This is a genomic window from Burkholderia arboris, assembly GCF_902499125.1.
Taxonomy (GTDB): domain Bacteria; phylum Pseudomonadota; class Gammaproteobacteria; order Burkholderiales; family Burkholderiaceae; genus Burkholderia; species Burkholderia arboris.
On the sequence record NZ_CABVPX010000027.1, the window covers coordinates 38,867 to 59,246 of the forward strand.

Sequence of the window (20,380 nt, forward strand, 5' to 3'; positions counted from 1 at the left end):
CGCCGCTGCAGCCGCGCCGTCATCGCACGCGCTCCACCGTCAGCGCCGCGCCGCCCGGCGCCTGCGCCTGCACGCGGCGGTCGTACATCGACTCGCCGTAAGCAGGCGGCGCAATGAAGCGGCCCGCGTTGCTCGCCTTGATCCGGTAGACGAATTCGCGCACGTCGGTCGTCGCGGTGCCGTAGATCACCACGCGGTCCTCGCGCACATCCGCGAACTGCGGCTGCCACGTCGACCCCGTCACGCCGATCGGCGAACGCCACGGCGCATCGGCCACCGGCGCCGGCGCGCCGCCGCCGGTGCTGTCACCCTCCTGCGCGTCGGTCACGGGTGGCGGCGCGATCACCGGATCGAAGCCGCCCGGGAGCAGATCGACGATCGCGACGTTGCCGACGCTCGCCGAACCCGTCGCGCGGATCTTCAGGTGTACGTCGATCTCCTGGCCAAGCGTGATCTTGTCGAGCGGCTTGCCGTTCGTGTCGGTGTAGTCGCGCACGATCTCCAGCCCGCTCTTGATCGCCTTCGTCGACGTGCCGCGATCGTAACCCGACTGGCTTGCGATCCACCACGCCGGCAACGCGCTGCCGTTCACGAAGTCGACGCGCGACGCGCCGGCCGCCCACGTGCCCGAACGCACGAGGTTCGCCTGGATCGACGACACGTCCTTCGCGCCGGCCCCCGCACGCACTTCGTCGATCGCGAGCTGGTCGAGCTGGCCCGCGTTCGACGCCGCATACGCGTCGAGCGCGAGGATCGTCATTGCCGACGACAGCGTGTTGTAACGGTTGTCGACGAGCGGCGCGGCGATGTTGTCCATCGCGCGCGGCGACAGCTTGCTCACGCGTTCCGGGAAGTGCTTCGCGAGCAGGTACAGCACGCTCGCGTCGCGCGTCAGCGGGTCGATGTAGTAACCGGTCACGTAGTCGCCGTCGGACGCGCGCTTGCGCTCGAGCAACGCCTGCGGGCCCGCGATCAGCGCGGCGGCCTCCTTGTCCTGCTTCAGCAACTGATACGACGCGGCGAGCCACGCCGCCGCGAGATCGTTCTTCCAGTCTTTCGGATACGCATCCTGCAGCCGCTTCTGCACGGCCGCGAGACTGTTGGTCGTCACGTTGCCCTGGCGCGTCAGCAGGTACACCGCATACGCGCGCTGCCGCAGCAGGTCGAGCGAGCCGAGCGAATCGTTCGCGGCGAGCTTCTGCAGATACGCATTGCCCGCGTCGAGCATGTCCTTCGGCACCGCCACACCGCGATCGCGCGCATCGAGCAGCACGTGCATCGAATACGCCGACACGAACGGATCGGCATCGGGCGTTGCACTCCACAACCCGAAGCCGCCCTGCGCGTTCTGCCGGCCGCGCAGCACGTCAAGGAACTGCGTGATCGCGGTCGCGTTTGCCGCATCGGCGCCGGCTTCCGGCGCATGCATCGCACTCGTCAGCGCGCGCACCGACAGCCACTTCGCCGCGAACACGCGCGGCACGACCGCGCTCACCATCTGCTCGCTGCAGTAGTGGTCGAAGTTGACGAGATAGGACGACAGCCCTTCCGACAGCACCAGCGGCGCGGTCGAGATGCTCGCGTCGCGCGACGCATACGCGTCGTACATCGACCGCAGGTTCGGCACGCTCGCCTTCTTGCCCGGATCGACGCGAGCGATGTCGAGCTGCGTGCGGAACGCGGCGGCCGGCCGCACCGATACGTCGACGCGCTGCTGAGCGCCCTTCGCGCCGTAACGCGCGCCGAACGACAGCGCGCCCGAGCCGAGCGTCTCGGTCGCTTTCACGCGGAACATCGCGACGCCTTCATGCTGCGGCGCGAGCGCGACGTTCTGCGTCGCCGGCCCGATCACCTGCAACTGCGGGCCCGTCTTCAGCGTGACCGCCACCGGCACCGGCTGGTTGCCGACGCCCGTCAGGTTGTTCGCGACACCGACGCTGACGTCGGCCTCGTCGCCCGGCGCGAGCGTCGTCGGCACGTTCGGCGACAACACGAAATCGCCGCGCACCGTCGTCGCGCCTTCGAACGTGCCGACCAGGTCCGGCGACACCGACACGGCCATCACGCGCAGCTTCCCGTTGAAGTAGTCGGGCACCGTGTAGCTCAGGCGCGTATCGCCGTTCACGTCGACGATCCCCGACCAGTAGACGACCGGCTTGTCGCGCTTGCGCTTGAACGGGTTCAACTGGCGACCGATCGCATCGTCGGCGTCGCCGCCGGGCGCGGCCATCGCCATCAGCTTCTCGAAGTCCGGCAGGATCAGGTCGAGGATCTGCGACGTGCCGACTTCGAGCATCCGCTTGCGGAAGAAGAACTTCAGCGGATCGCCGAGCTTGTAGCGTGCGACCTGCAGGATGCCTTCGTCGACCGCGAACACGACGACCTTCGCCGGCTTCGCGGAATGCACGGTGAAGTTGACGGTGTCGCCCGGCTTCACAAGCGCCGGTGCATCGACGCTCACCGCGTTGCGGCGCGCGTCGAGGTTCACCGAGAACGGCACGACGCCGTAGCTCAGCGGGCTCATGAAGATCTCGTCCGACGACGGATCGCGGATGTACTGCACGTTGATGTAGCCGTTGCCCTCGAAACCGGCCGGCACCGCGATGTGCTGGATCGAGCTCGTCGTATCCGCATGGAACCACGCGTGCGCATACACCTTGTCGCGCTCGATCGTGATCAGGCCGCTCCCCGCGTAAGGCGCGCGGATCGCAATTTCCACCTGCTCGCCCGGCTTGAAGTCGTGCTTCGCGAGGCTCACCTGCAGCTCGGCGTTGCGGTCGAGCGAGCGCGTGACGTTCGCGGCGCCGGTGACCGAATACTCGATCCGGTTCACCGCGGTGCCGTCCGCGCGGCGGATCACGAGCGCATAGCTGCCCGGCTTGTCGGTACGCAGCGCGAAGTCGAGCCCGGCCGCCGGAATCGACAGCGGCTTCTCGTCGACCGGCACTTCCTTCAGCCGCGAATCGTATTTGTACGCGCCGGAATCCTGCTTGGTCAGCACCGACACGTAGCGTTCCTCGACGAGCTGCGCGCGCAGGTCCTTCACGTCGATCGCCTTCGCGCCCGGGTCGATCGCGACGAGCCGCACCGTGCGCGGGCTGGCGCGTTTCACGTAGCCGAGATCGTCGACCGACTTGTAGCCGACCAGCCAGTCGTTGTTCGACACGAGCGTCTGCGCGTTCGCGGCGACGTTGCGCCCGCCTTCCGCTTCATACGCCTTCGCCTGGAAGTAGAGCTGGTAGGTCGCGTCCGCGTACTTGTCGAGATCGAGATCGAATTCGGCATGGCCGCGGTCGTCGGTCGTGCCGTCCTGCAGCGTCGTCGTATAGCCCTCCTTCGCGCGGCGTGCATCGAAGAAGTGATAGCCCTGCCAGCTGCGGAACGACGGCCACACGGGACGCAGCGTCAGCGTCGCCGCGACGCGGCGTTTCTCGGCCGGCGTGCCGAACAGGTTCTGTGCATCGACGATGCCCTTCAGCCCCTTCGGCTTCACCCACCCTTCGACGACCTGCTGCGACAGCTTCGCGTCGACCTTCATCCGGTCGGGCAGGAATTCCTTCACCTGCACGGTCGTGCTGCCGATCGGTTCGGCACCCGGCTGGCCGTCCTTCACGATATACAGGTTGACCGTCCACGTGCCGGTCGGCGCCGTTTCGGCGGTCGTATAGCCGAGCTCGGTGAAACCCGTCGCGTCGACGGTCACCGGCTTGCGCTCGACGGTGATCCCGCGCGGGTCGACGATCTCCGCCTGCAACGGCACGCCGGCCGGGCTGCGCGCCCAGCTGGCCGCACGCACGATCAGGCCGATGTGGAACGGATCGCCGGGCCGGTACAGGCCGCGATCCGAGAACAGGTACGCGGACAGCTGCCCCTGGCCCGTCGCGTTGCGTTCGCCGTCGACGTCGAAGCGCGAGAAGTCGAGCTGGCGATCGCGGCCCGCCACCGGCAGGAACGACAGGTCGGTGTCCTTCTTCACGACGTACAGCTGCGGACGCTTCTCGCGGTCGAGCCCCTTGAACGCGGGGAAATGCACGACGCCGTCGGCGCCGGTGGTCTGCGTGAACAGCGCCTGGCCGTTCACCGCGAGCACCGACACGGTTGCGCCCGCAACCGGCTTGCCGGTGCGGATCGACTGGATGAACACGTCCTGGCTGCCGTCCAGCGAACGCTTGACCAGCATCCCGAGATCGGTCACGACGATCAGGCGCGTGTCGCCGAGTGCGCTGTCGCTGTTGTCGCCATTGCCGCTGCTGTCGCCCGAATCGGCATCGCCGGACTGATCCTGGCTGCCGTCGCCGGACGATGCATCGCCGTCCTTCGCATCGTCGGCTTTCTTCTTCTCGGCCGCCGGGTCGTACTGCGACAGGTGCAGCAGGAACACGCCGCGCTTGCCGCCCTTCAGGTACTGGCCGAGATCGATGCCTTCGTAATGCGCCTTGCCGGGCTCGCCGGCCGGGAATGCGCGCGTCTGCACGAAGCGCTCGACGATGTGGTCCTCGCTGAACGAATAGGACAGCTCCGGCCGCGCGTACGTGCCGTTGTTGAAGCTCACGAGATGCTGGATCTGGTCGGGCAGCACGCGGCCGATCTCGACCTTCATCCCCGGCAGGTTGCGCGACACGACCGACAGCCGCTTGCTGCCGCTCATCGACAGCAGCGAGCCATCGGCCATGAAGCGCAGCAGCTTCGGATAGTCGGGCACCGTGAACGCGCTCGTCACGGGCTTGCCGAGCAGGTAGCCGCCGGCCGATTTCAGGTCGCCCTCGAACCGCACGACGACGCGGTCGCCCGGTGTCGCGTGATACTTGAAGCTCTGCAGCGTCGCGAAATCGTTCTCGGTCGGCACCGCTTCGAGCGGCAGCGGCTTCGACTGCTTCAGCACCGCGTCGCTGATGTCGGCCACGTTCCATTCGTACGGCGGATCGTCGTCCGACTGCTCGACACCGGGCTTGCGCTTCGGCAGCACCCATGCCTTCGCGCGTGCGGCGAGATCGACGCTGCGCACGCCGTCGGACGTTTCGGCGACGAGCACCTGCTCGGGCTCGTAGCGCTCGTTGTCGACGAGCGTCGGCGCGACGTTGGCGATCGACAGGCTGTACAGCCCCGGCACACCGACCGACGCATGCAGCACGTCCGGCGTGCCGTTGCCGCCGCGCGCGCTCTTCACGCCCTTGTCGACGTCGAGCCGCACCGACAGCGGATCGCGCGGGATCTCGAGCGGCTGCGAGTAGACCCACGCGCTCGTCTTCATCTTGTCGTAGTTGACCGTGTAGCGCAGCGGCGACGCGGTCTTGCCGTCGCGGCCGACCAGCACGAGGCCGATGCGCTTCTCGAATTCGGCCGGATCGACCGGATAGTTGAAGTGCAACTGCAACAGCGCCTGCTTTTCCGCCGGATTGTCGGGGTTCTGGTAGAACTCGTTGTTGCCGAATGTTGCGGCGAACGCCGGCAGGTCGAACGCGAATCGATCGTCGCGCATGATCACCTGCGGCGCGAACACGCGATGCACCGCGAAACGCACCTCGACGTGCGCGCCGACCGGCCAGTCGGCCGCCGGCGTGAAACGCAGCGTCTTGTCGTCGACCCACTCCCACGCGCCCTTCAGCGCGGGCGTCATCTCGATGCCGTCGCCGGCCGGCTTGCCGACCCGTTCGATCGGCGCGGCCGATTGCGCGAACACGACTTCCAGCGGATGCACGGTGATCTTCGGCTTGTCGGTATCGTCCACCTCATAGGTGGTGATCGCCGGCGCCTTCACGGTGAAGCTGACGGTTTCGGGCTCGGGCGGCTTCGGGCGGTGCTTGAACCAGTACCCGCCATAGCCGAGCGCGGCCGCGAGCAGCACGAGGCCGCCCGCATGCCACGGACGGCGGCGCACGGCCGCGGCGGTGGTGCCCATCCACGCGGGCGCCGTCCACGACACGTCGCCGACCAGCGGCCGCAGCGCGCAGCCGAGCAACCACCAGACGAAGCCTGCGACGCGAATCGGCAGAAGCAGCAGGAAGCGCAGCAAATCCATTTGTTATTTCCTTGTCAAGGACATGCTGCCCGACGCGGCAACCTTCCCCGAATTGTTATGGGTCTGTGACGGCGCGGCCCGGTTGCGCCGTATTGCTTGGTATGTTCGACCGGATGCTGGCCGCCATTATCGATCAGACCCGAAACGATGGAAATATCGGCGTGCCGGCGCGCAACGCCGCCAGATGACCGGCCGGTCGGACGGGCCTGGGTCCGGCGCGCGCGACCTCTGCACGCGGCCGCGCCGCGTTCGCTAGAATGCGCGGCTCGGCAGGATCGAATCGAAATGAAAGGAAACCGCTTGAAACTCCCGTTCGAATGGCAGATCGGGCTGCGCTACGCGCGCGGCGGCCGGCGCTCGGCCGGCGACGGCTTCGTGTCGTTCATTGCCGGCGCCGCGATGGCCGGCATCGCGCTCGGCGTCGCCGCGCTGATCGTCGTGCTGTCGGTCATGAACGGCTTTCGGACCGAGGTGCGCGACCGGATGCTGTCGGTGCTCGCGCATGTGGAAATCTTCTCGCCGTCCGGCTCGATGCCCGACTGGCGGCTGACCGCGCACGAGTCGCTGCAGAACCCGGCCGTGCGCGCGGTCGCGCCCTATGTCGACGCGCAGGCGCTGCTGACGAACGCGGGCAGCGTGACGGGCGTTGCGCTGCGCGGCATCGACCCCGTGCTCGAGCCGCGCGTGTCCGAGATCGCGCGCAAGCTGAAGACCGGCCGCCTCGACGCGCTCGTGCCGGGCGAGATGGGCATCGTGCTCGGCTCGGCGCTCGCCGACGCACTGCACGTGAAGATCGGCGACCGCATCACGTTCTTCGCGCCCGGCAACACCGCGCGCATCGGCGAAGCGCTGCCGCAGTTCCGCCAGTTCAACGTGGTCGGCACGTTCGAATCGGGCCATTACCAGTACGACAGCGCGCTCGCGTACATCCACATCCGCGACGCGCAGAAGCTGTCCAACGTGCGTGCGCCGACCGGCATCCGGCTGCGTCTCGACGACCTGCAGCGCGCGCCGGAGATCGCGCTGGCGCTGTCGCGCACGCTGTCGGGCGACCTCTATATCCGCGACTGGACGCGGCAGAACCGCACGTGGTTCGAGGCCGAGCGGCTGCAGAAACGGATGCTGTCGCTGATCCTGATGCTGATCGTCGCGGTCGCCGCGTTCAACCTCGTGTCGTCGCTCGTGATGACCGTCACGCAGAAGCAGGGCGACATCGCGATCCTGCGCACGCTCGGCGCGCCGCCCCGGTCGATCATGAAGATCTTCGCGATCCAGGGGATGACGATCGGCCTCGCCGGCACGCTGGCGGGCGTCGCGCTCGGCTGCGCGATCGCGGTCAGCATCCCGTGGGTGCTGCCGGCGATCGAGCAGTTGCTCGGCATCCGCTTCCTGACGCCGTCCGTGTACTTCCTCAGTTCGCTGCCGTCGAAGCTCTCGGCGGTCGACGTGCTCGAGATCGCGTCGGCCGCGTTCCTGATGTCGTGCGTCGCGACGCTGTATCCGAGCTGGCGCGCCGCCAGGGTACGGCCAGCCGAAGCGCTGCGCGACGAATAGGCGCAACCGGCGCAACCGGCGCGGCGTTACGCGATCTCGTGGAAGCCGACGCTGTTGCTGCCATCCGGCGTGTAGCCGGCGAGCACGTCGAAGCCGACACCGAACAGCTCCATGCGCATGCCATAGGACTTCTCGCCGGACCGGTCGACGAAGATCGCCGCGCCCGACGACAACTGGCGCGCGGTGTTCAGCAGCGCGAGCGTGCCGCGCGCGCTGCCGGCCGATGCGTCGATCGTCAGCGCCGTGCCGTCCTGCGCGGTGAAGTGCCCGCCGGGCGGCACCGGCGGCGGGTTGTCCGCGACCGACCGGTTGAGCAGGCTCATGAACTGGAAGCGCGCGTCGGCGCCCTGGCTGGCCGCCGCGCGATCGCCGTCCGTGAACGTATCGCCGCGCACGGCCGCGCCTTGCGCGGCGATATCGACGGCCTGCTGGTGAAAATCGCGCGTTGCGAGCACCAGACTGGCGTTCGCGTTCAGCGTCGACTCGACCCAGGTGCGATCGCTGTCCGTCATCGTCTTCGACACGACCTTGATCCGGCCGTTGTCGGTCATGAAGTCGAATTGCGCATCGGCCAGATCCGGGCGCTTCGCAACGATGTCCTGCATGCTCGTCGCGAGTGCGTCGGTCACGCCGCGCAGCTTCATCGTCAGGTCGCCCACCATCGACAACTGTCTCGTTAGCGCCGCCTGCATCGCTTCCGGATCCAGCGCCCGGATGCCGATCGGCGGGTCCTGCGGTTTGCCGGACGCTGTCGCGTCCATCTCCTGGCGTCCGTCGAGCGCCGCCTGCGCCCGCTGCGCGAGCGACAGGCCGCCCGCCGCCGTGACCGAAATCGTCATGCCCTCTCTCTCCTTTCAGAATGTTTTTTCCTGTTTACGGACGGATTCCGGGGAAGTTGAGACGGCATGCCGCTCGTATGCCAAAACTTTGTTTGACCCACACTAAAAAAGTTTGACACGGACATTTCACTGAGATAACTTTTGCGCAAGCTTCCGGAAAGCAATCCGGCCAGCCGTGCCGACTCGCGTCGCGCTTTCCTGCCGTTGCAGCACCGCCGTTCGCAACATTCCCGCCTCATCGCATCGTGCCGTTCCGTTTCATCCGAAACCTGAAGGAAGCTCGGGCATGCCCGCATTTGATTCGCACTCCTGCATTTACTTCGTGCCGACGCCGCCCTGACGAATTCCGCCCGGGGCAAAGCGATCGCCCCGGCCCCGGCCGCGTTGCGCATCGCGTGACGCGTGCCGGCACCGGGCGAGACCCCGTGCGTCTCGCCCGCCGGTTTTGATGGTGCAGTTCCGTTTCATCCGACGCAGTACCCGGTCAGGCCGCAGGGGGCGTATCGCGAGCCGCGCCGGTTCCAGACAATCACAAGAGACGAGGTCGATTCAATGAACATTCATCGAACCGGATTCCGGCGCGCGTGGCTTCCCGCGCTCGTGGCGGCCACGACGCTCGCCGCGTGCGGCGGCGACGACGGCGGCAGCGTGGCGGGGGTATCCGCACTCGCGCAGGGTCAACAGGAGGGAACCGCCGCCGCGGCGGCCGATGCGCAGTCGCTCGCGTCGCACGTGTCGCCGTCCGGCGTCCCGTACGCGAATCCGGCCAGCAACGGACGCTACAAGCCGGTGATCAGCAACGGCCAGGTGCAGCCGTCGCTGTCGGGCGGCACGATCGAGGAGAACGCGTGGGTCGACACGCCGGTCGATTCCGACGGCGACGGCACGCGCGACCGCATCCACGTGCGCATCGTGCGGCCGTCCGAAACCGCGAACGGCGCGCGTACGCCGGTCATCGTGCTTGCGAGCCCGTACTACGCAGGGCTCGCCGACAGCCCCGACCACAACGTCGACGTCGAGCTCGACGGCACGCCGCATCCGGCCGCGGCCGCCGGCGCACCGGCCTCGGCGTCCACGCGCATCCTGGCCGCCGCGCCGCAGTCGCGCATGCTGCAGCAGGTCGAAGCGGCCGCCGCCGGCCGCTCGTGGATCGAAAGCTACTTCGTGCCGCGCGGCTTCACGATCGTCTACGCGGATTCGCTCGGCACCGCCGGCTCGGACGGCTGCCCGACGATCCTGACGCGCGACGAATCGGTCGCGATGGCATCGGTGATCCGCTGGCTCGGCCGCGACGCGACCGCGAAGGACGCCAACGGCAAGACGGTCGTCGCGAACTGGTCGACGGGCCACGTCGGCATGTACGGCGTATCGTACGACGGCACGCTGCCGAAGATGGTCGCGAGCCTGCGCACGCGCGGGCTCGACGCGATCGTGCCGATCGCCGGGCTGACGAACATGTACGGCTACTACCGCTCGGGCGGCCTCGTGCGCGCGCCGGAAGGCTATCAGGGCGAAGATGTCGACGTGTACATCAAGGCGCTGCTGACGAACGCGCATCCGGAGCGCTGCACGCACCTGATCGACGAAGCATTGCAGCAGGAAGACCGCAAGACCGGCGACTATTCGCCGTTCTGGGCCGCGCGCGACATCCCGACGGGATTCGCGGTGGCACCGGCACTCGTCGCGCAGGGGCTGACCGACGACAACGTGCGCGTCGACCAGTCGACGTCGTGGTATCTCGCGATGCGTCGCCAGGGCGTGCCGACGCAGCTGTGGCTGCACCGTCTGAAACACACCGACCCGACGCGCGTGCCGGCGATGGGCGAAGCGTGGACCGCGGAGGTCAACCGGTGGTTCACGCGCTACCTGATCGGCTACAACAACGGCGTCGAACGCGATCCGCGCGCGGTGATCGAGCAGGCCGACGGCACGCTGCTGAAGGAAGCGGACTGGGCCGCACGCCGCGCGACGCCGGTCACGTACTTCGCGGGCGGCGACGGCGCCGGCACCGGCACGCTGCTGCGACTGCCGACCGGTGGCCCGCTCACGCGCTTCACCGACGATGCGCGCATTCCCGCGCTCACGCTGGCGAACGCACCGACGGGCGAAAACCGCAGCCGCTTCGAAACCGCGCCGCTGACGGCCGCGACGCGCCTCTCCGGCTCCGCGACCGCACGCGTCAGGCTGACCTTCACCGGGGTGGCCAACGTGACCGCGCTGCTGGTCGATCGCGCACCGGACGGCACGGCCACGATCGTCACGCGTGCCTGGACCGACCCGCGCAACCGCTTGTCCGATTGGGTGTCGCAACCCGTGCTGCCCGGCATGCCGTACGACCTGAAGCTGACGTTCATGCCGCGCGACTACAAGCTGGAAGCCGGCCACCGGCTGGGGCTCGTTGTCCTCTCCAGCGACTACGAGGCGACGCTGCGGCCGACGCCGGGCACGGGCCTGACGCTCGATCCGGCCGGCACGTCGGTGACGGTGCCGCTGGCTTCGTCGACGACGGGCGCGTAGCCGCACGCCGGCTGCCGGCGTAACGGCACTGCCTCCCCCGTCCGTGCGCTCATCGGCGCGGGCGGGGGATCGCTGCAAGAACGGGACACCTGCGTTAGGCTGCGGAAGTCGAACCTCTCCGGTGAACCCGCATGATCCCCCTCAGCGCCAAAGCCATCGTCCGCGACGGACGCTCGGTCCTGTTCCTGCGCAATCCGCGCGACGAATGGGAGTTGCCGGGCGGCTGGCCCGAAGCAGGCGAATCGCTCGAAGAAGCCGTCATCCGCGAAGTGCAAGAAGAATGCGGGATCGTCGCCTCGGCGATCCGCTACGTGGCCAGCCGTTCGTGCGAGGTCGTGCCGGGCAAGCGCGTGCTCATCGTGTGCTTCCAGTGCCAGGTCGATCGTCATGCAATCGTCCTGAGCGACGAGCACAACCAGTTCGCCTGGATCGACCTCGATGCCGACAAGCCGGCGAACCTGCCGGATTTCTACTGGACCTTCTGCAGGCAGGCGGACTGATTCGCGCCCGCGCGCTTTCCGGCGATCACACCGGCGTCAGCACCGGCTGCCCCGCGAAATGCCGCGCCGCGTTGTCGAGAAACTGCTGCACCGAACGATCGAGCGCCTCGGGCGACCAGCCGCCCATGTGCGGCGTCAGCACGACGCTGTCGAGATCCGTCAGCGCGCGCGGCGGTTCCGGTTCCCCTTCGTACACATCGAGCCCCGCGCCCGCGATGCGCCGTTCGCGCAGCGCGTCCGCCAAAGCAGCGGTATCGACAACGCTGCCACGCGATACGTTGACGAGAAAGCCGCCGGGGCCGAGCGCGTCGAGCACCGCGCGATCGATCAGGTGCCGCGTGCCGGCGCCGCCCGGCGTGGCGACGATCAGGAAATCGGCCCACTGCGCGAGCGCGTCGACGCGGTCGAAGTAGCGGTGAGGAACGGCCTTCGGCGAACGGTTGTGATAACCGATCTCGATGTCGAAGCCGGCCGCGCGACGCGCGCACTTCTCGCCGATCTTGCCGAGCCCGACGATGCCCAGCTTCTTGCCCGACACGTTCGGCGGCATCTGCAGCCCGTCTCGCCATACGCCCGCGCGGGTTTTCGCATCGAGCTGCACGACGTTGCGCACCGCCGCGAGCAGCAGCGCGAACGCGTGATCGGCGACGCAATCGTCGTTGGTGCCCGCGCCCGTAACCACCGTGACGCCGCGCGCCTTCGCATGCGCGACGTCGATGTGCTCGTAGCCCGCGCCGAGCGCGCTGACGAACGTGAGTTGCGGCAGCCGGTCGATCTCGGCGGCAGTCAGCCCCGTGCTGCCGTTGGTCAGCACCGCGCGAATCGCGCCGCCGTGTTCGGCGATCGCGCGTTCGCGTTCGTCGGGTGTCGGAGCATGGCGCACGTCGAACGACGCGGCGATCTCGCGATGCGCGTCGCCGCGCAATGCGATGAGGACGAGCAACTCGGGCTTCATGTCAGCAAATGTCCACAGACGGGAATGAATTTCAGTGTAACAAGCCTGCATGACCGCTGCGGGTTATCCCCACACCGGCTGTGGACGCGCCGCCGCACGCGGTTTGCCAAAGCCGGCTCAGTCAAGTAACTTTCGGCGTACGCCCCCGTCCTGGAGATTGGCCCCGATGAAGCTCGCCCTGCCCGCCCGGATTCTGGGCCTCGCGTTCGCCGCCGCCATCGTCGCGCCCGGCGCGCACGCCGACACGCCCGTCGTGGTGTCGTCGAAGATCGACACCGAAGGCAACCTGCTCGGCAACCTCATCGCGCAGGTGCTGAAGGCCCACGGCATTCCGGTCACCGAAAAGATCGCGCTCGGCGCGACGCCGATCGTGCGCAAGGCGCTCACGAGCGGCGAGATCGACATCTACCCCGAATACACGGGCAACGCCGCCTTCTTCTTCAACAAGGCCGACGACCCGGTGTGGAAGAACGCCGGACAAGGCTACGACACCGCGAAGAAACTCGACTACGCGGCGAACCATCTCGTGTGGCTTGCACCGGCACCCGCGAACAACACGTGGGGCGTCGCGCTGCTCGCACCCGTCGCGCAATCGCAGCACCTGAAGACCTTCTCCGATTTCGGCAAGTGGGTGGCCGGCGGCGGCAAGGTGAAGCTCGCGGCATCGGCCGAATTCGTGAACAGCGCGTCGGCGCTGCCGTCGTTCGAGAAGGCGTACGGCTTCAAGCTGAAGCCCGAGCAGCTCGTCGTGCTGTCCGGCGGCGACACGGCCGCGACGATCAAGGCCGCCGCGAACCAGACCGACGGCGTGAACGCCGCGATGGTCTACGGCACCGACGGCGGGATCGCGTCGAGCGGCCTCGCGGTGCTCGACGACGACAAGCACGTGCAGCCCGTCTACGCACCCGCGCCGGTGATCCGCGAAGCCGTGCTGAAAGCGCACCCCCAGATCGCCGACTACCTGAAGCCGGTGTTCGCGAGCCTCGACCTGAAAACGCTGCAATCGCTGAACGCCCGCATCCAGATCAACGGCGAGCCTGCCGCCGGCGTCGCGAAAAGCTACCTGAAAGCGAAGGGCTTCGTGAAATGACGGATCGCGCGGCGGCGTCCGCGCGGCGCGTGACACTCGACAAGGTCGGCATCCTGATCGGGGTACTCACGATCGTCGCGGTGTTCGGCCTGCCGTTCGCGGTGCTGCGGCCGAACCGGATCGCGGCCGGCACCGGGCTGTCGGTGTTCGCCGCGCTGCCTGCGATGCAGGGTGCCGCGCTCGCCGCACTATGGACCGCCGGCGCGCTGTGGGCGATGACGGCGAGCCGTCCGGCATGGCGGCTCGCGGCCGGCAGTGCCGGGCTCGCCACGCTCGCGTACGCGGCCGGTGCGGCCGCGACGCACGTCGTCGCGGCCGACGACATGCTGGCCCGCGTCTCGCCCGATGCGGGCGTCTGGCTGCTGCTGTTCGCATGGGCCGTGCTCATCGCCGACGCGCTCGCCCGCCTCGCGTTCGGCCCGTGGCGGCGCCTCGTCGCACTCGTCGTCGCCATTGCAGCGATTTCGGTGCCGCTCGCAAGCGGCTGGTGGGACGGCCTCTCCGTGATGCGCGAATACGCGGTGCGCAGCGACGATTTCTGGCGCGAGGCGCTTCGTCACGTGTCGCTCGCGGGCGGCTCGGTCGCCGCCGCGCTCGTCGCAGGCCTGCCGCTCGGCATCGCATGCGCGCGGATCGCGGCCGTGCGGACCGTCGCGATGCCCGTGCTCAATGTCGTGCAGACCATCCCCAGCATCGCGATGTACGGGCTGATGATGGCGCCGCTCGGCCTGCTCGCCGCGCACGTGCCGCTCGCGGCCGCGCTCGGCATCCGCGGGATCGGCGTCGCGCCGGCCTTGCTTGCGCTGTTCCTGTACTCGCTGCTGCCGATCGCATCGAGCGTCGTGGTCGGGCTCGAACAAGTGCCGCCGCACGTGACCGAGGCGGCGCGCGCGATGGGCATGACGCGCGTGCAGCGGCTGCTGCGCGTCGATCTCGTGCTCGCGCTGCCGGTGATCCTGAGCGGCGTGCGCATCGTGCTCGTGCAGAACATCGGCCTGACCGCGGTGGCCGCGCTGATTGGCGGCGGCGGATTCGGCACCTTCATCTTCCAGGGGATCGGGCAATCGGCCGCCGATCTCGTGCTGCTCGGCGCGATCCCGACGATCGCGCTCGCACTGGCGGCCGCCGTCGTGTTCGAAGCCGCGACGTCGCTCGCGAAGGGGCGTGCAGGATGATCGAGATCGAACGGGTCGGCAAACGCTTCGGCGATGTGGCTGCCGTCGACGACGTGTCGCTGACGATGCAGCGCGGCACGATCACCGCGCTCGTCGGCGCATCGGGCAGCGGCAAGTCGACGCTCTTGCGCATGATCAACCGGCTGATCGCGCCCACCAGCGGCACGATCCGCATCGACGGCGTCGATACCGCGACCGTCGCACCCGAGCAGTTGCGGCGCGGCATCGGCTACGCGATCCAGGGGCATGGCCTGTTCCCGCACTGGAGCGTCGCGCGCAACATCGCGACCGTACCGCGCCTGCTCGGCTGGTCGTCCGATCGCATCGATGCACGCGTGAACGAACTGCTCGAGCTGTTCCATCTCGCGCCGGCCGAGTTCGCAGGCAAGTTGCCGCACGAACTGTCGGGCGGCCAGCAGCAGCGCGTCGGCGTGGCGCGCGCGCTCGCGGCCGAGCCCGCGATGCTGCTGATGGACGAGCCGTTCGGCGCGCTCGATCCGATCATCCGCAACAAGGCGCAGGACGACCTGTTCGCGTTGCAGCGCCGCCTCGGCATCACGGTCGTGATCGTCACGCACGACATCGAGGAAGCGCTGAAGCTCGGCGACACGATCGCGGTAATGGACGGCGGCCGGCTGCTGCAGGTCGCGACGCCGGCCGAGATTCTCGGCAAGCCGGCGGCCGGCGTCGTCGAGCAGCTCGTCGCGGGCGTGGACCGGCCGCTGCGCCTGCTCGCGCTGACGCCGATCGAGACGGTGGCCGAACCCGGTCATGCCGACGGCGAACCGATCGCCGCGACGCGCACGCTGCGCGACGCGGTATCCGAGTTGCTGTGGCGCGGTGTCGATGCGTTGCCCGTCGACGATGGCGGCCGCAGCAACGCACGCCGCGCGCGCCGAATCACGCTCGACGCGATCCGCGCGCACGCGAGGAAGCCCGCATGACGGCGCACGGCAGCGTGCGGCCCACGCGTTCGGCGCTTCCCGCGTACGTCGCGCGCGCGGCGGCGCTCGCGCTGCTGCTCGTGTTGCTGTTGCGCCCCGCATGGCTGCAGGGTTGGTTCGCGCCGTTCGCGGACAATGGCGCACCCGTTATCTACGATCGCGCGAGCCTGCTCGATCTCACGCTCGCGCATCTCGGCACGGTCGCGCTGTCGAGCCTGATCGGCACGATCGTCGCGGTCGCGGCCGGCATCGCGGTCACTCGGCCGTCCGGCGCGGATTTCCTGCCGCTCGCGCGCAGCGTCGTCGACATCGGCCAGACCTTCCCGCCCGTCGCCGTACTCGCGCTCGCGGTGCCGGCCGTCGGCTTCGGATTGAAGCCCGTGCTGATCGCGCTCGTACTGTATGGGCTCCTGCCGGTTTTCGAGAGCACGATCGCGGGGCTCGAGGACGTGCCGCGCGACGTCGTCGATGCCGCACGCGGCATGGGGATGAGCGGCTGGCAGCAACTGGTGTCGGTCGAGCTGCCGCTCGCGTTTCCGGTGATCGTCAACGGGATCCGGCTCGCGGTCGTGATCAATCTCGGCACCGCGACGATCGGCTCGACGGTCGCCGCGCGCGGGCTCGGCGACGTGATCATCGCGGGCCTGCAAACATCGAACACCGCGTTCGTGCTGCAAGGCGGCGTGATCGTCGGACTGCTCGCGGTGCTCGTCAGCGATGCGATCGGCGCGATTGCACGGGTGGCGAGCGCGCAGCGCGCCTAGAAGCCGCTGCGAAATGTTGCGAAGGAGAAGCCATGGCTGTCATCGACACCGGCCCGTTTTTTCACGGCACGAGAGCGGATTTGCGAATCGGCGACTTGCTGACAGCCGGCTTCAGATCGAATTATCGGGACAACGTCGTGATGAATCACGTTTACTTCACGGCCCTGCCCAAGGGCGCCGGCCTTGCCGCGGAAATGGCCAGAGGCGACGGCAAGCCGCGGGTCTACATCGTCGAGCCCGCCGGAGCATTCGAAAACGACCCGAACGTCACGGATAAAAAATTCCCGGGCAATCCAACGCGATCGTATCGAAGCACACTGCCCTTGAAAATCATCGGCGAACTCGATAGCTGGGAACCCTACGATCCGGAGTTCATCCAGCAGCTCAGGATCCGCATCGAGACCGGCACGGGCGAGATCATCAACTAGCGCTCCGTTCGGCCAATTCTCGAACAACGCCTGGACTGCAGGCGGAATGGGGCAAGCGAGCCAACGACATGCCCGCGATACGGCGGAGGCGTCCCGGGAAAGGACGAAAATGCCCGTTTCGTCCGGACTCCGATGCGTGTCCGTGCAACGATCGGCTTGTCGATCACCGCGAACGCCACAAACCTACACATCGCTTTCATTCGAGCCGGCGCTCGACCACCCGCCGCGATTGGCCGATATACTATGCGCCTCCCATTTCCCCGCACTCGACCATGCGACGACGGTTTCTCTGGCTGATCGTGCTTTCGCTCGGCATCGCGCAACAGGCATCGGCGCAGCAAGCGCCTGCACTGCCTGCGTCCGCGCCCGAAGCGGCCGCATCGGTGCCGCCCGTTGCCTCCGCGCCGCTCGCGAACGCCAACGATCAGCCGAACGAAGCAAACCGCCGCATCACGTCCTACCTGACGAAGAAGTTCGGCGTCGCGAAGGAACGCGCCGCGAAGCTCGCCGATATCGTGAGCGTCACTGCGACGAAATATTCGCTGCCGCCGGCACTCGTTTACGCCATTATTTCGATCGAATCGCGCTTCCAGGAAAAGGCGCGTGGCCAGCATGGCGCCACGGGGCTGATGCAGGTCGTGCCAGCCGCGCATCGCGGCATGCTGCGCAACGTGAAGGATCTGACCGAGCCGAATGCGAACGTCGAAGCCGGTTCCGCGATCCTGTCGGGCTACGTGAGGGCGGCCGGCGGCAACGTGCAGGCCGGCTTGAAGAGCTACGGCGGTTCCAACGCGTATGCGGCAAAGGTGATGCAGCGGGTCGATTCGTTCCGGTTCGTGCTCGAACCCGACGACGACGCGAAAGCCGCCAAAGCGCCGAGCGACACGAAGGCCCGCCTGATACCGGTCAGCGATACGTCGCCCCCTGCGTCGGCGCGCAACAGTCAGTAAGCGCCCCCTTCTCGACGGTGCCGCGCATGCGCCACGCCATCCGACTCGCCGCCCGCTTCCTGGCCATCGCCGCGCTGACAACCGGCCACGCTTTCGCCGCCGCCGATTGCGAACAGCAAGGCCCGACGATGGACAACGTGCGGGCCTGCATCCTCGACCACAACCATCAGGCAGTCGACAGCGCGTACCAGTCGCTCGCGCGCAAGCTCGAAGCGCGCAGCCCCGACGCAGCCAGCGCGCTCGCGAAGTCGCAGGCCAGCTGGACCCGCTTCGCCAGCGACACCTGCGACTACGTAAAAGCCGCCAATCCCGGGCCGATGATCGCGAACGACGCGTGGATGAACTGCTGGGTCGATTTCAGCCAGGCGCGCGTGCGCATCCTGAACAAATGGGCCGCGCAAGCGGACGCGCCGCCATCGGCGCAAAAGTGACCTGAGAACGGGCGCGGCGTGTGCCCCCGTCACGCCGGTGCGAAATGCGCGCGCAGAAACTCGATGAAAACCTGCGTTTTCGCGGGCAGCAAACGCGTTTCGGTCATCGCGAAGACGGGCACGAGCGCCCCCTCCCATTCAGGCAGCACGCGCCGCAACCGGCCGGCGGCGACGTCGTCGGCCACCACTTCCTCCGGCAGCTGGATGATCCCCGCGTCATGCACGGCCAGTTGCCGGTTCATGCCCACGCTGTTCACGACGAACCGCCCGCCCACCGGCACCTCGACTGCCTGCTCGCCGCGGCGCAGCGTCCAGGTGGCGACGCGCTGCACGCTCAAGCACTGGTGCCGCGCCAGGTCGCCCGGTTCGAGCGGCTCGCCCGCACGTTCGAGATAGCGCGGCGACGCATACAGGTAGTTGCGGAACGTCGCGAGCCGCCGCGCGACGAGTTGCGAATCCGCCGATTCGCCGATCCGGATCGCGACGTCGAACGGCTCGCTCACGAGGTCGACGCGCCGTGACGTCAGCTCGAAATCGAAGGTGAGCTTCGGGTAGCGGTTCGCGAATTCGACGATCAACGGCGTCAGGTAGATCACCGCGAAATCGACCGGAAACGACGCACGCAACACGCCGGCGGGTTCGGCCAGCAGCCCGCCGAGTTGCTCGTGCGCGAGCCGCGCCTCGTCGACGATGCGCTTGCAGCGCTCGAAATACAGCTGCCCGGCTTCCGTCAGCTCGATTCGGCGCGTCGTGCGGTGCAGCAGCCGCAGGCCGATCGCCTTTTCCAGCGCGCCAATGCGCCGCGACAGCGTCGAATTCGGCATCCCCAGCGCCTGCGCGGCGCTGCGAAAGCCGCGCGCCTTCACGACTTCCACGAACAGCGCCATGTCGTTCAGCAGTTCCATGCCCAGTGCTCCATCTATGGATCAATGTTCTCCACGAGACCTACTTTATCTCGAAAAAGGAGCAATGGATGATGCAGGTATGGCGTCACGGCCGGCACAACGTGCGCGACCCTCGCCCGATGCGGCACCACCCCGGTGCCGTCGCCCGAACTTCGATGAGGAAATACGCGATGAAACCGCTTTTCGTTCCCGCTCAAGCCGGCCAGGCAGCGCCGCGACTGTTCGCCCCGGTCCGCGTCGGCCGCTACGACCTGCAGAACCGCCTGGTCATGGCGCCGATGACGCGCAGCCGCGCCGCATCCGACGGCACGCCCGGCGCATTGGCCGCCGAGTACTACGCGCAGCGCGCGGACCTCGGCCTGATCGTCAGCGAAGGCACCCAGCCGTCGGACGACGGCCAGGGCTACCTGACGACGCCCGGCATCTACACCGATGCGCACGTCGCCGGCTGGAAGGCGGTCAGCGAGCGCGTACACGCGCGCGGCAGCCGCCTGTTCATCCAGTTGATGCACGTGGGACGCATGTCGCACCCCGACAATACGCCGCACCATCGCCAGGGCGTCGCGCCTTCCGCGATCGCGCCGGGCGTGCCGATGTTCACGATGAAAGGGATGCAGGAGATTCCGGCGCCGCGCGCGCTGACGACGGACGAAGTGCGCGGCACCGTGAACGACTTCCGCGTTGCCGCGCGCCGCGCGATCGAGGCCGGCGCCGACGGCGTCGAGATCCACGGTGCGAACGGGTATCTGGTCCAGCAGTTCTTCGCACCGAACGCCAACACCCGCACCGACGCGTACGGCGGCCCGATCGAGAACCGCGCGCGCTTCGCGATCGAGGTGGCCGGGGCGATCGCCGACGAGATCGGCGCGGACCGCACCGCGATCCGCCTGTCGCCGGGCACGACGCTGTGGGGCATCGACGAAGGTCCGGAAAGCGCTGACCTGTATCGCCACCTTGCGACAGCACTCGACCGGCTCGGCCTCGCGTACCTGCACGTGATGCACCAGGGCGACGAACCGCTGCTCGCGGACCTGCGCACACGCTGGAACGGCACGCTGATCGTGAACCGGCCGGGCCGCACGCGCGATGCGATCGGCACGGATGTCGCGACGGGCCTCGCCGATCTCGAAGCGTACGGCCAGATGGTGCTCGCGAATCCGGATTTCGTGACGCGGCTGAAAACGGGCGCACCGATGAACGACGCGCAGCGCGACACGTTCTTCGGCGGCGATGCGCGCGGGTATGTCGACTATCCGGCGTTGAACGGGACGGCTGCGGCTTGACGCGCCCGCACGGCGCGATGCCGCGG

15 protein-coding genes are annotated in these 20,380 nt (G+C 68.2%); 11 read left to right on the top strand and 4 right to left on the bottom strand.

The genetic code is table 11. The features are described 5' to 3' along the window. Positions 1–19 precede the first annotated feature (19 nt). Entirely contained in the window at positions 20–6,019 is a 6,000-nt protein-coding gene (locus BLA15945_RS27580; protein ID WP_174993852.1) for an MG2 domain-containing protein, read from the bottom strand. Positions 6,020–6,304: 285 nt separating this feature from the next. Here BLA15945_RS27580 and BLA15945_RS27585 point away from each other — a divergent pair, with 285 nt between their 5' ends. Continuing rightward, entirely contained in the window at positions 6,305–7,573 is a 1,269-nt protein-coding gene (locus tag BLA15945_RS27585) for a lipoprotein-releasing ABC transporter permease subunit (protein WP_081051989.1), read from the top strand. Between the two features lie 26 nt (positions 7,574–7,599). On the opposite strand, the gene BLA15945_RS27590 is transcribed toward BLA15945_RS27585, so the two are convergent. Then, complete coding sequence (locus BLA15945_RS27590; RefSeq protein ID WP_174993853.1) at positions 7,600–8,412, bottom strand: hypothetical protein; 813 nt, start codon at positions 8,410–8,412, stop codon at positions 7,600–7,602. A gap of 552 nt (positions 8,413–8,964) precedes the next feature. On the opposite strand from BLA15945_RS27590, the gene BLA15945_RS27595 reads away from it, so the two are divergent. After that, positions 8,965–10,929: a Xaa-Pro dipeptidyl-peptidase gene (locus BLA15945_RS27595; RefSeq protein WP_059239134.1), complete on the top strand. Its 1,965-nt coding sequence runs from the start codon at positions 8,965–8,967 to the stop codon at positions 10,927–10,929. Positions 10,930–11,060: 131 nt separating this feature from the next. Next, positions 11,061–11,429 (top strand): NUDIX domain-containing protein, encoded by a 369-nt coding sequence (locus BLA15945_RS27600; RefSeq protein WP_059239132.1) that lies wholly within the window; start codon positions 11,061–11,063, stop codon positions 11,427–11,429. A gap of 25 nt (positions 11,430–11,454) precedes the next feature. Here BLA15945_RS27600 and BLA15945_RS27605 read toward each other — a convergent pair whose 3' ends face one another. Next, the gene (locus tag BLA15945_RS27605; protein WP_059239130.1) at positions 11,455–12,384 is read right to left on the bottom strand and encodes a 2-hydroxyacid dehydrogenase; all 930 of its coding nucleotides are present in this window, start codon (positions 12,382–12,384) and stop codon (positions 11,455–11,457) included. A 166-nt stretch (positions 12,385–12,550) separates the two neighbouring features. Here BLA15945_RS27605 and osmF point away from each other — a divergent pair, with 166 nt between their 5' ends. The 7 genes from osmF to BLA15945_RS27640 all read left to right on the top strand — a co-directional run bounded on the left by osmF (position 12,551) and on the right by BLA15945_RS27640 (position 18,166). Further along, a complete protein-coding gene (osmF, locus tag BLA15945_RS27610) occupies positions 12,551–13,474 on the top strand; it encodes a glycine betaine ABC transporter substrate-binding protein OsmF (RefSeq protein ID WP_174993854.1) in 924 nt (307 codons plus the stop codon). Next, positions 13,471–14,649, top strand: coding sequence for an ABC transporter permease (locus tag BLA15945_RS27615; protein WP_174993855.1), 1,179 nt, complete (start codon positions 13,471–13,473; stop codon positions 14,647–14,649). Before osmF ends, BLA15945_RS27615 begins: the two co-directional genes overlap by 4 nt. Further along, entirely contained in the window at positions 14,646–15,593 is a 948-nt protein-coding gene (locus BLA15945_RS27620; protein ID WP_174993856.1) for an ABC transporter ATP-binding protein, read from the top strand. Before BLA15945_RS27615 ends, BLA15945_RS27620 begins: the two co-directional genes overlap by 4 nt. Then, positions 15,590–16,357 carry an ABC transporter permease gene (locus BLA15945_RS27625; protein ID WP_059239124.1) on the top strand — a complete coding sequence of 256 codons (768 nt, stop codon included), beginning with the start codon at positions 15,590–15,592 and terminating at the stop codon, positions 16,355–16,357. The genes BLA15945_RS27620 and BLA15945_RS27625 overlap by 4 nt, the downstream gene beginning before the upstream one ends. Before the next feature lie 32 nt (positions 16,358–16,389). Further along, positions 16,390–16,785: an NAD(+)--rifampin ADP-ribosyltransferase gene (gene arr / locus BLA15945_RS27630; protein WP_059239122.1), complete on the top strand. Its 396-nt coding sequence runs from the start codon at positions 16,390–16,392 to the stop codon at positions 16,783–16,785. Between the two features lie 272 nt (positions 16,786–17,057). Then, a complete protein-coding gene (locus tag BLA15945_RS27635) occupies positions 17,058–17,735 on the top strand; it encodes a lytic transglycosylase domain-containing protein (protein WP_059239120.1) in 678 nt (225 codons plus the stop codon). A gap of 26 nt (positions 17,736–17,761) precedes the next feature. Beyond that, entirely contained in the window at positions 17,762–18,166 is a 405-nt protein-coding gene (locus tag BLA15945_RS27640) for a lysozyme inhibitor LprI family protein (protein WP_174993857.1), read from the top strand. Between the two features lie 29 nt (positions 18,167–18,195). Here the strand turns inward: BLA15945_RS27640 and BLA15945_RS27645 are convergent, their stop codons facing one another. Beyond that, positions 18,196–19,071: a LysR family transcriptional regulator gene (locus BLA15945_RS27645; RefSeq protein ID WP_059239116.1), complete on the bottom strand. Its 876-nt coding sequence runs from the start codon at positions 19,069–19,071 to the stop codon at positions 18,196–18,198. A 170-nt stretch (positions 19,072–19,241) separates the two neighbouring features. Between BLA15945_RS27645 and BLA15945_RS27650 the strand changes: the two genes are divergently transcribed. Then, positions 19,242–20,354: an alkene reductase gene (locus tag BLA15945_RS27650; RefSeq protein ID WP_174993858.1), complete on the top strand. Its 1,113-nt coding sequence runs from the start codon at positions 19,242–19,244 to the stop codon at positions 20,352–20,354. The last annotated feature ends 26 nt before the right edge of the window (positions 20,355–20,380 follow it).

Excerpts from the sequence above, each read along its gene's own strand:
- BLA15945_RS27580 (WP_174993852.1), bottom strand. The coding sequence starts at position 6,019 with ATGGATTTGCTGCGCTTCCTGCTGCTTCTGCCGATTCGCGTCGCAGGC.
- BLA15945_RS27585 (WP_081051989.1), top strand. The coding sequence starts at position 6,305 with ATGAAAGGAAACCGCTTGAAACTCCCGTTCGAATGGCAGATCGGGCTG.
- BLA15945_RS27590 (WP_174993853.1), bottom strand. The coding sequence starts at position 8,412 with ATGACGATTTCGGTCACGGCGGCGGGCGGCCTGTCGCTCGCGCAGCGG.
- BLA15945_RS27595 (WP_059239134.1), top strand. The coding sequence starts at position 8,965 with ATGAACATTCATCGAACCGGATTCCGGCGCGCGTGGCTTCCCGCGCTC.
- BLA15945_RS27600 (WP_059239132.1), top strand. The coding sequence starts at position 11,061 with ATGATCCCCCTCAGCGCCAAAGCCATCGTCCGCGACGGACGCTCGGTC.
- BLA15945_RS27605 (WP_059239130.1), bottom strand. The coding sequence starts at position 12,384 with ATGAAGCCCGAGTTGCTCGTCCTCATCGCATTGCGCGGCGACGCGCAT.
- osmF (WP_174993854.1), top strand. The coding sequence starts at position 12,551 with ATGAAGCTCGCCCTGCCCGCCCGGATTCTGGGCCTCGCGTTCGCCGCC.
- BLA15945_RS27615 (WP_174993855.1), top strand. The coding sequence starts at position 13,471 with ATGACGGATCGCGCGGCGGCGTCCGCGCGGCGCGTGACACTCGACAAG.
- BLA15945_RS27620 (WP_174993856.1), top strand. The coding sequence starts at position 14,646 with ATGATCGAGATCGAACGGGTCGGCAAACGCTTCGGCGATGTGGCTGCC.
- BLA15945_RS27625 (WP_059239124.1), top strand. The coding sequence starts at position 15,590 with ATGACGGCGCACGGCAGCGTGCGGCCCACGCGTTCGGCGCTTCCCGCG.
- arr (WP_059239122.1), top strand. The coding sequence starts at position 16,390 with ATGGCTGTCATCGACACCGGCCCGTTTTTTCACGGCACGAGAGCGGAT.
- BLA15945_RS27635 (WP_059239120.1), top strand. The coding sequence starts at position 17,058 with ATGCGACGACGGTTTCTCTGGCTGATCGTGCTTTCGCTCGGCATCGCG.
- BLA15945_RS27640 (WP_174993857.1), top strand. The coding sequence starts at position 17,762 with ATGCGCCACGCCATCCGACTCGCCGCCCGCTTCCTGGCCATCGCCGCG.
- BLA15945_RS27645 (WP_059239116.1), bottom strand. The coding sequence starts at position 19,071 with ATGGAACTGCTGAACGACATGGCGCTGTTCGTGGAAGTCGTGAAGGCG.
- BLA15945_RS27650 (WP_174993858.1), top strand. The coding sequence starts at position 19,242 with ATGAAACCGCTTTTCGTTCCCGCTCAAGCCGGCCAGGCAGCGCCGCGA.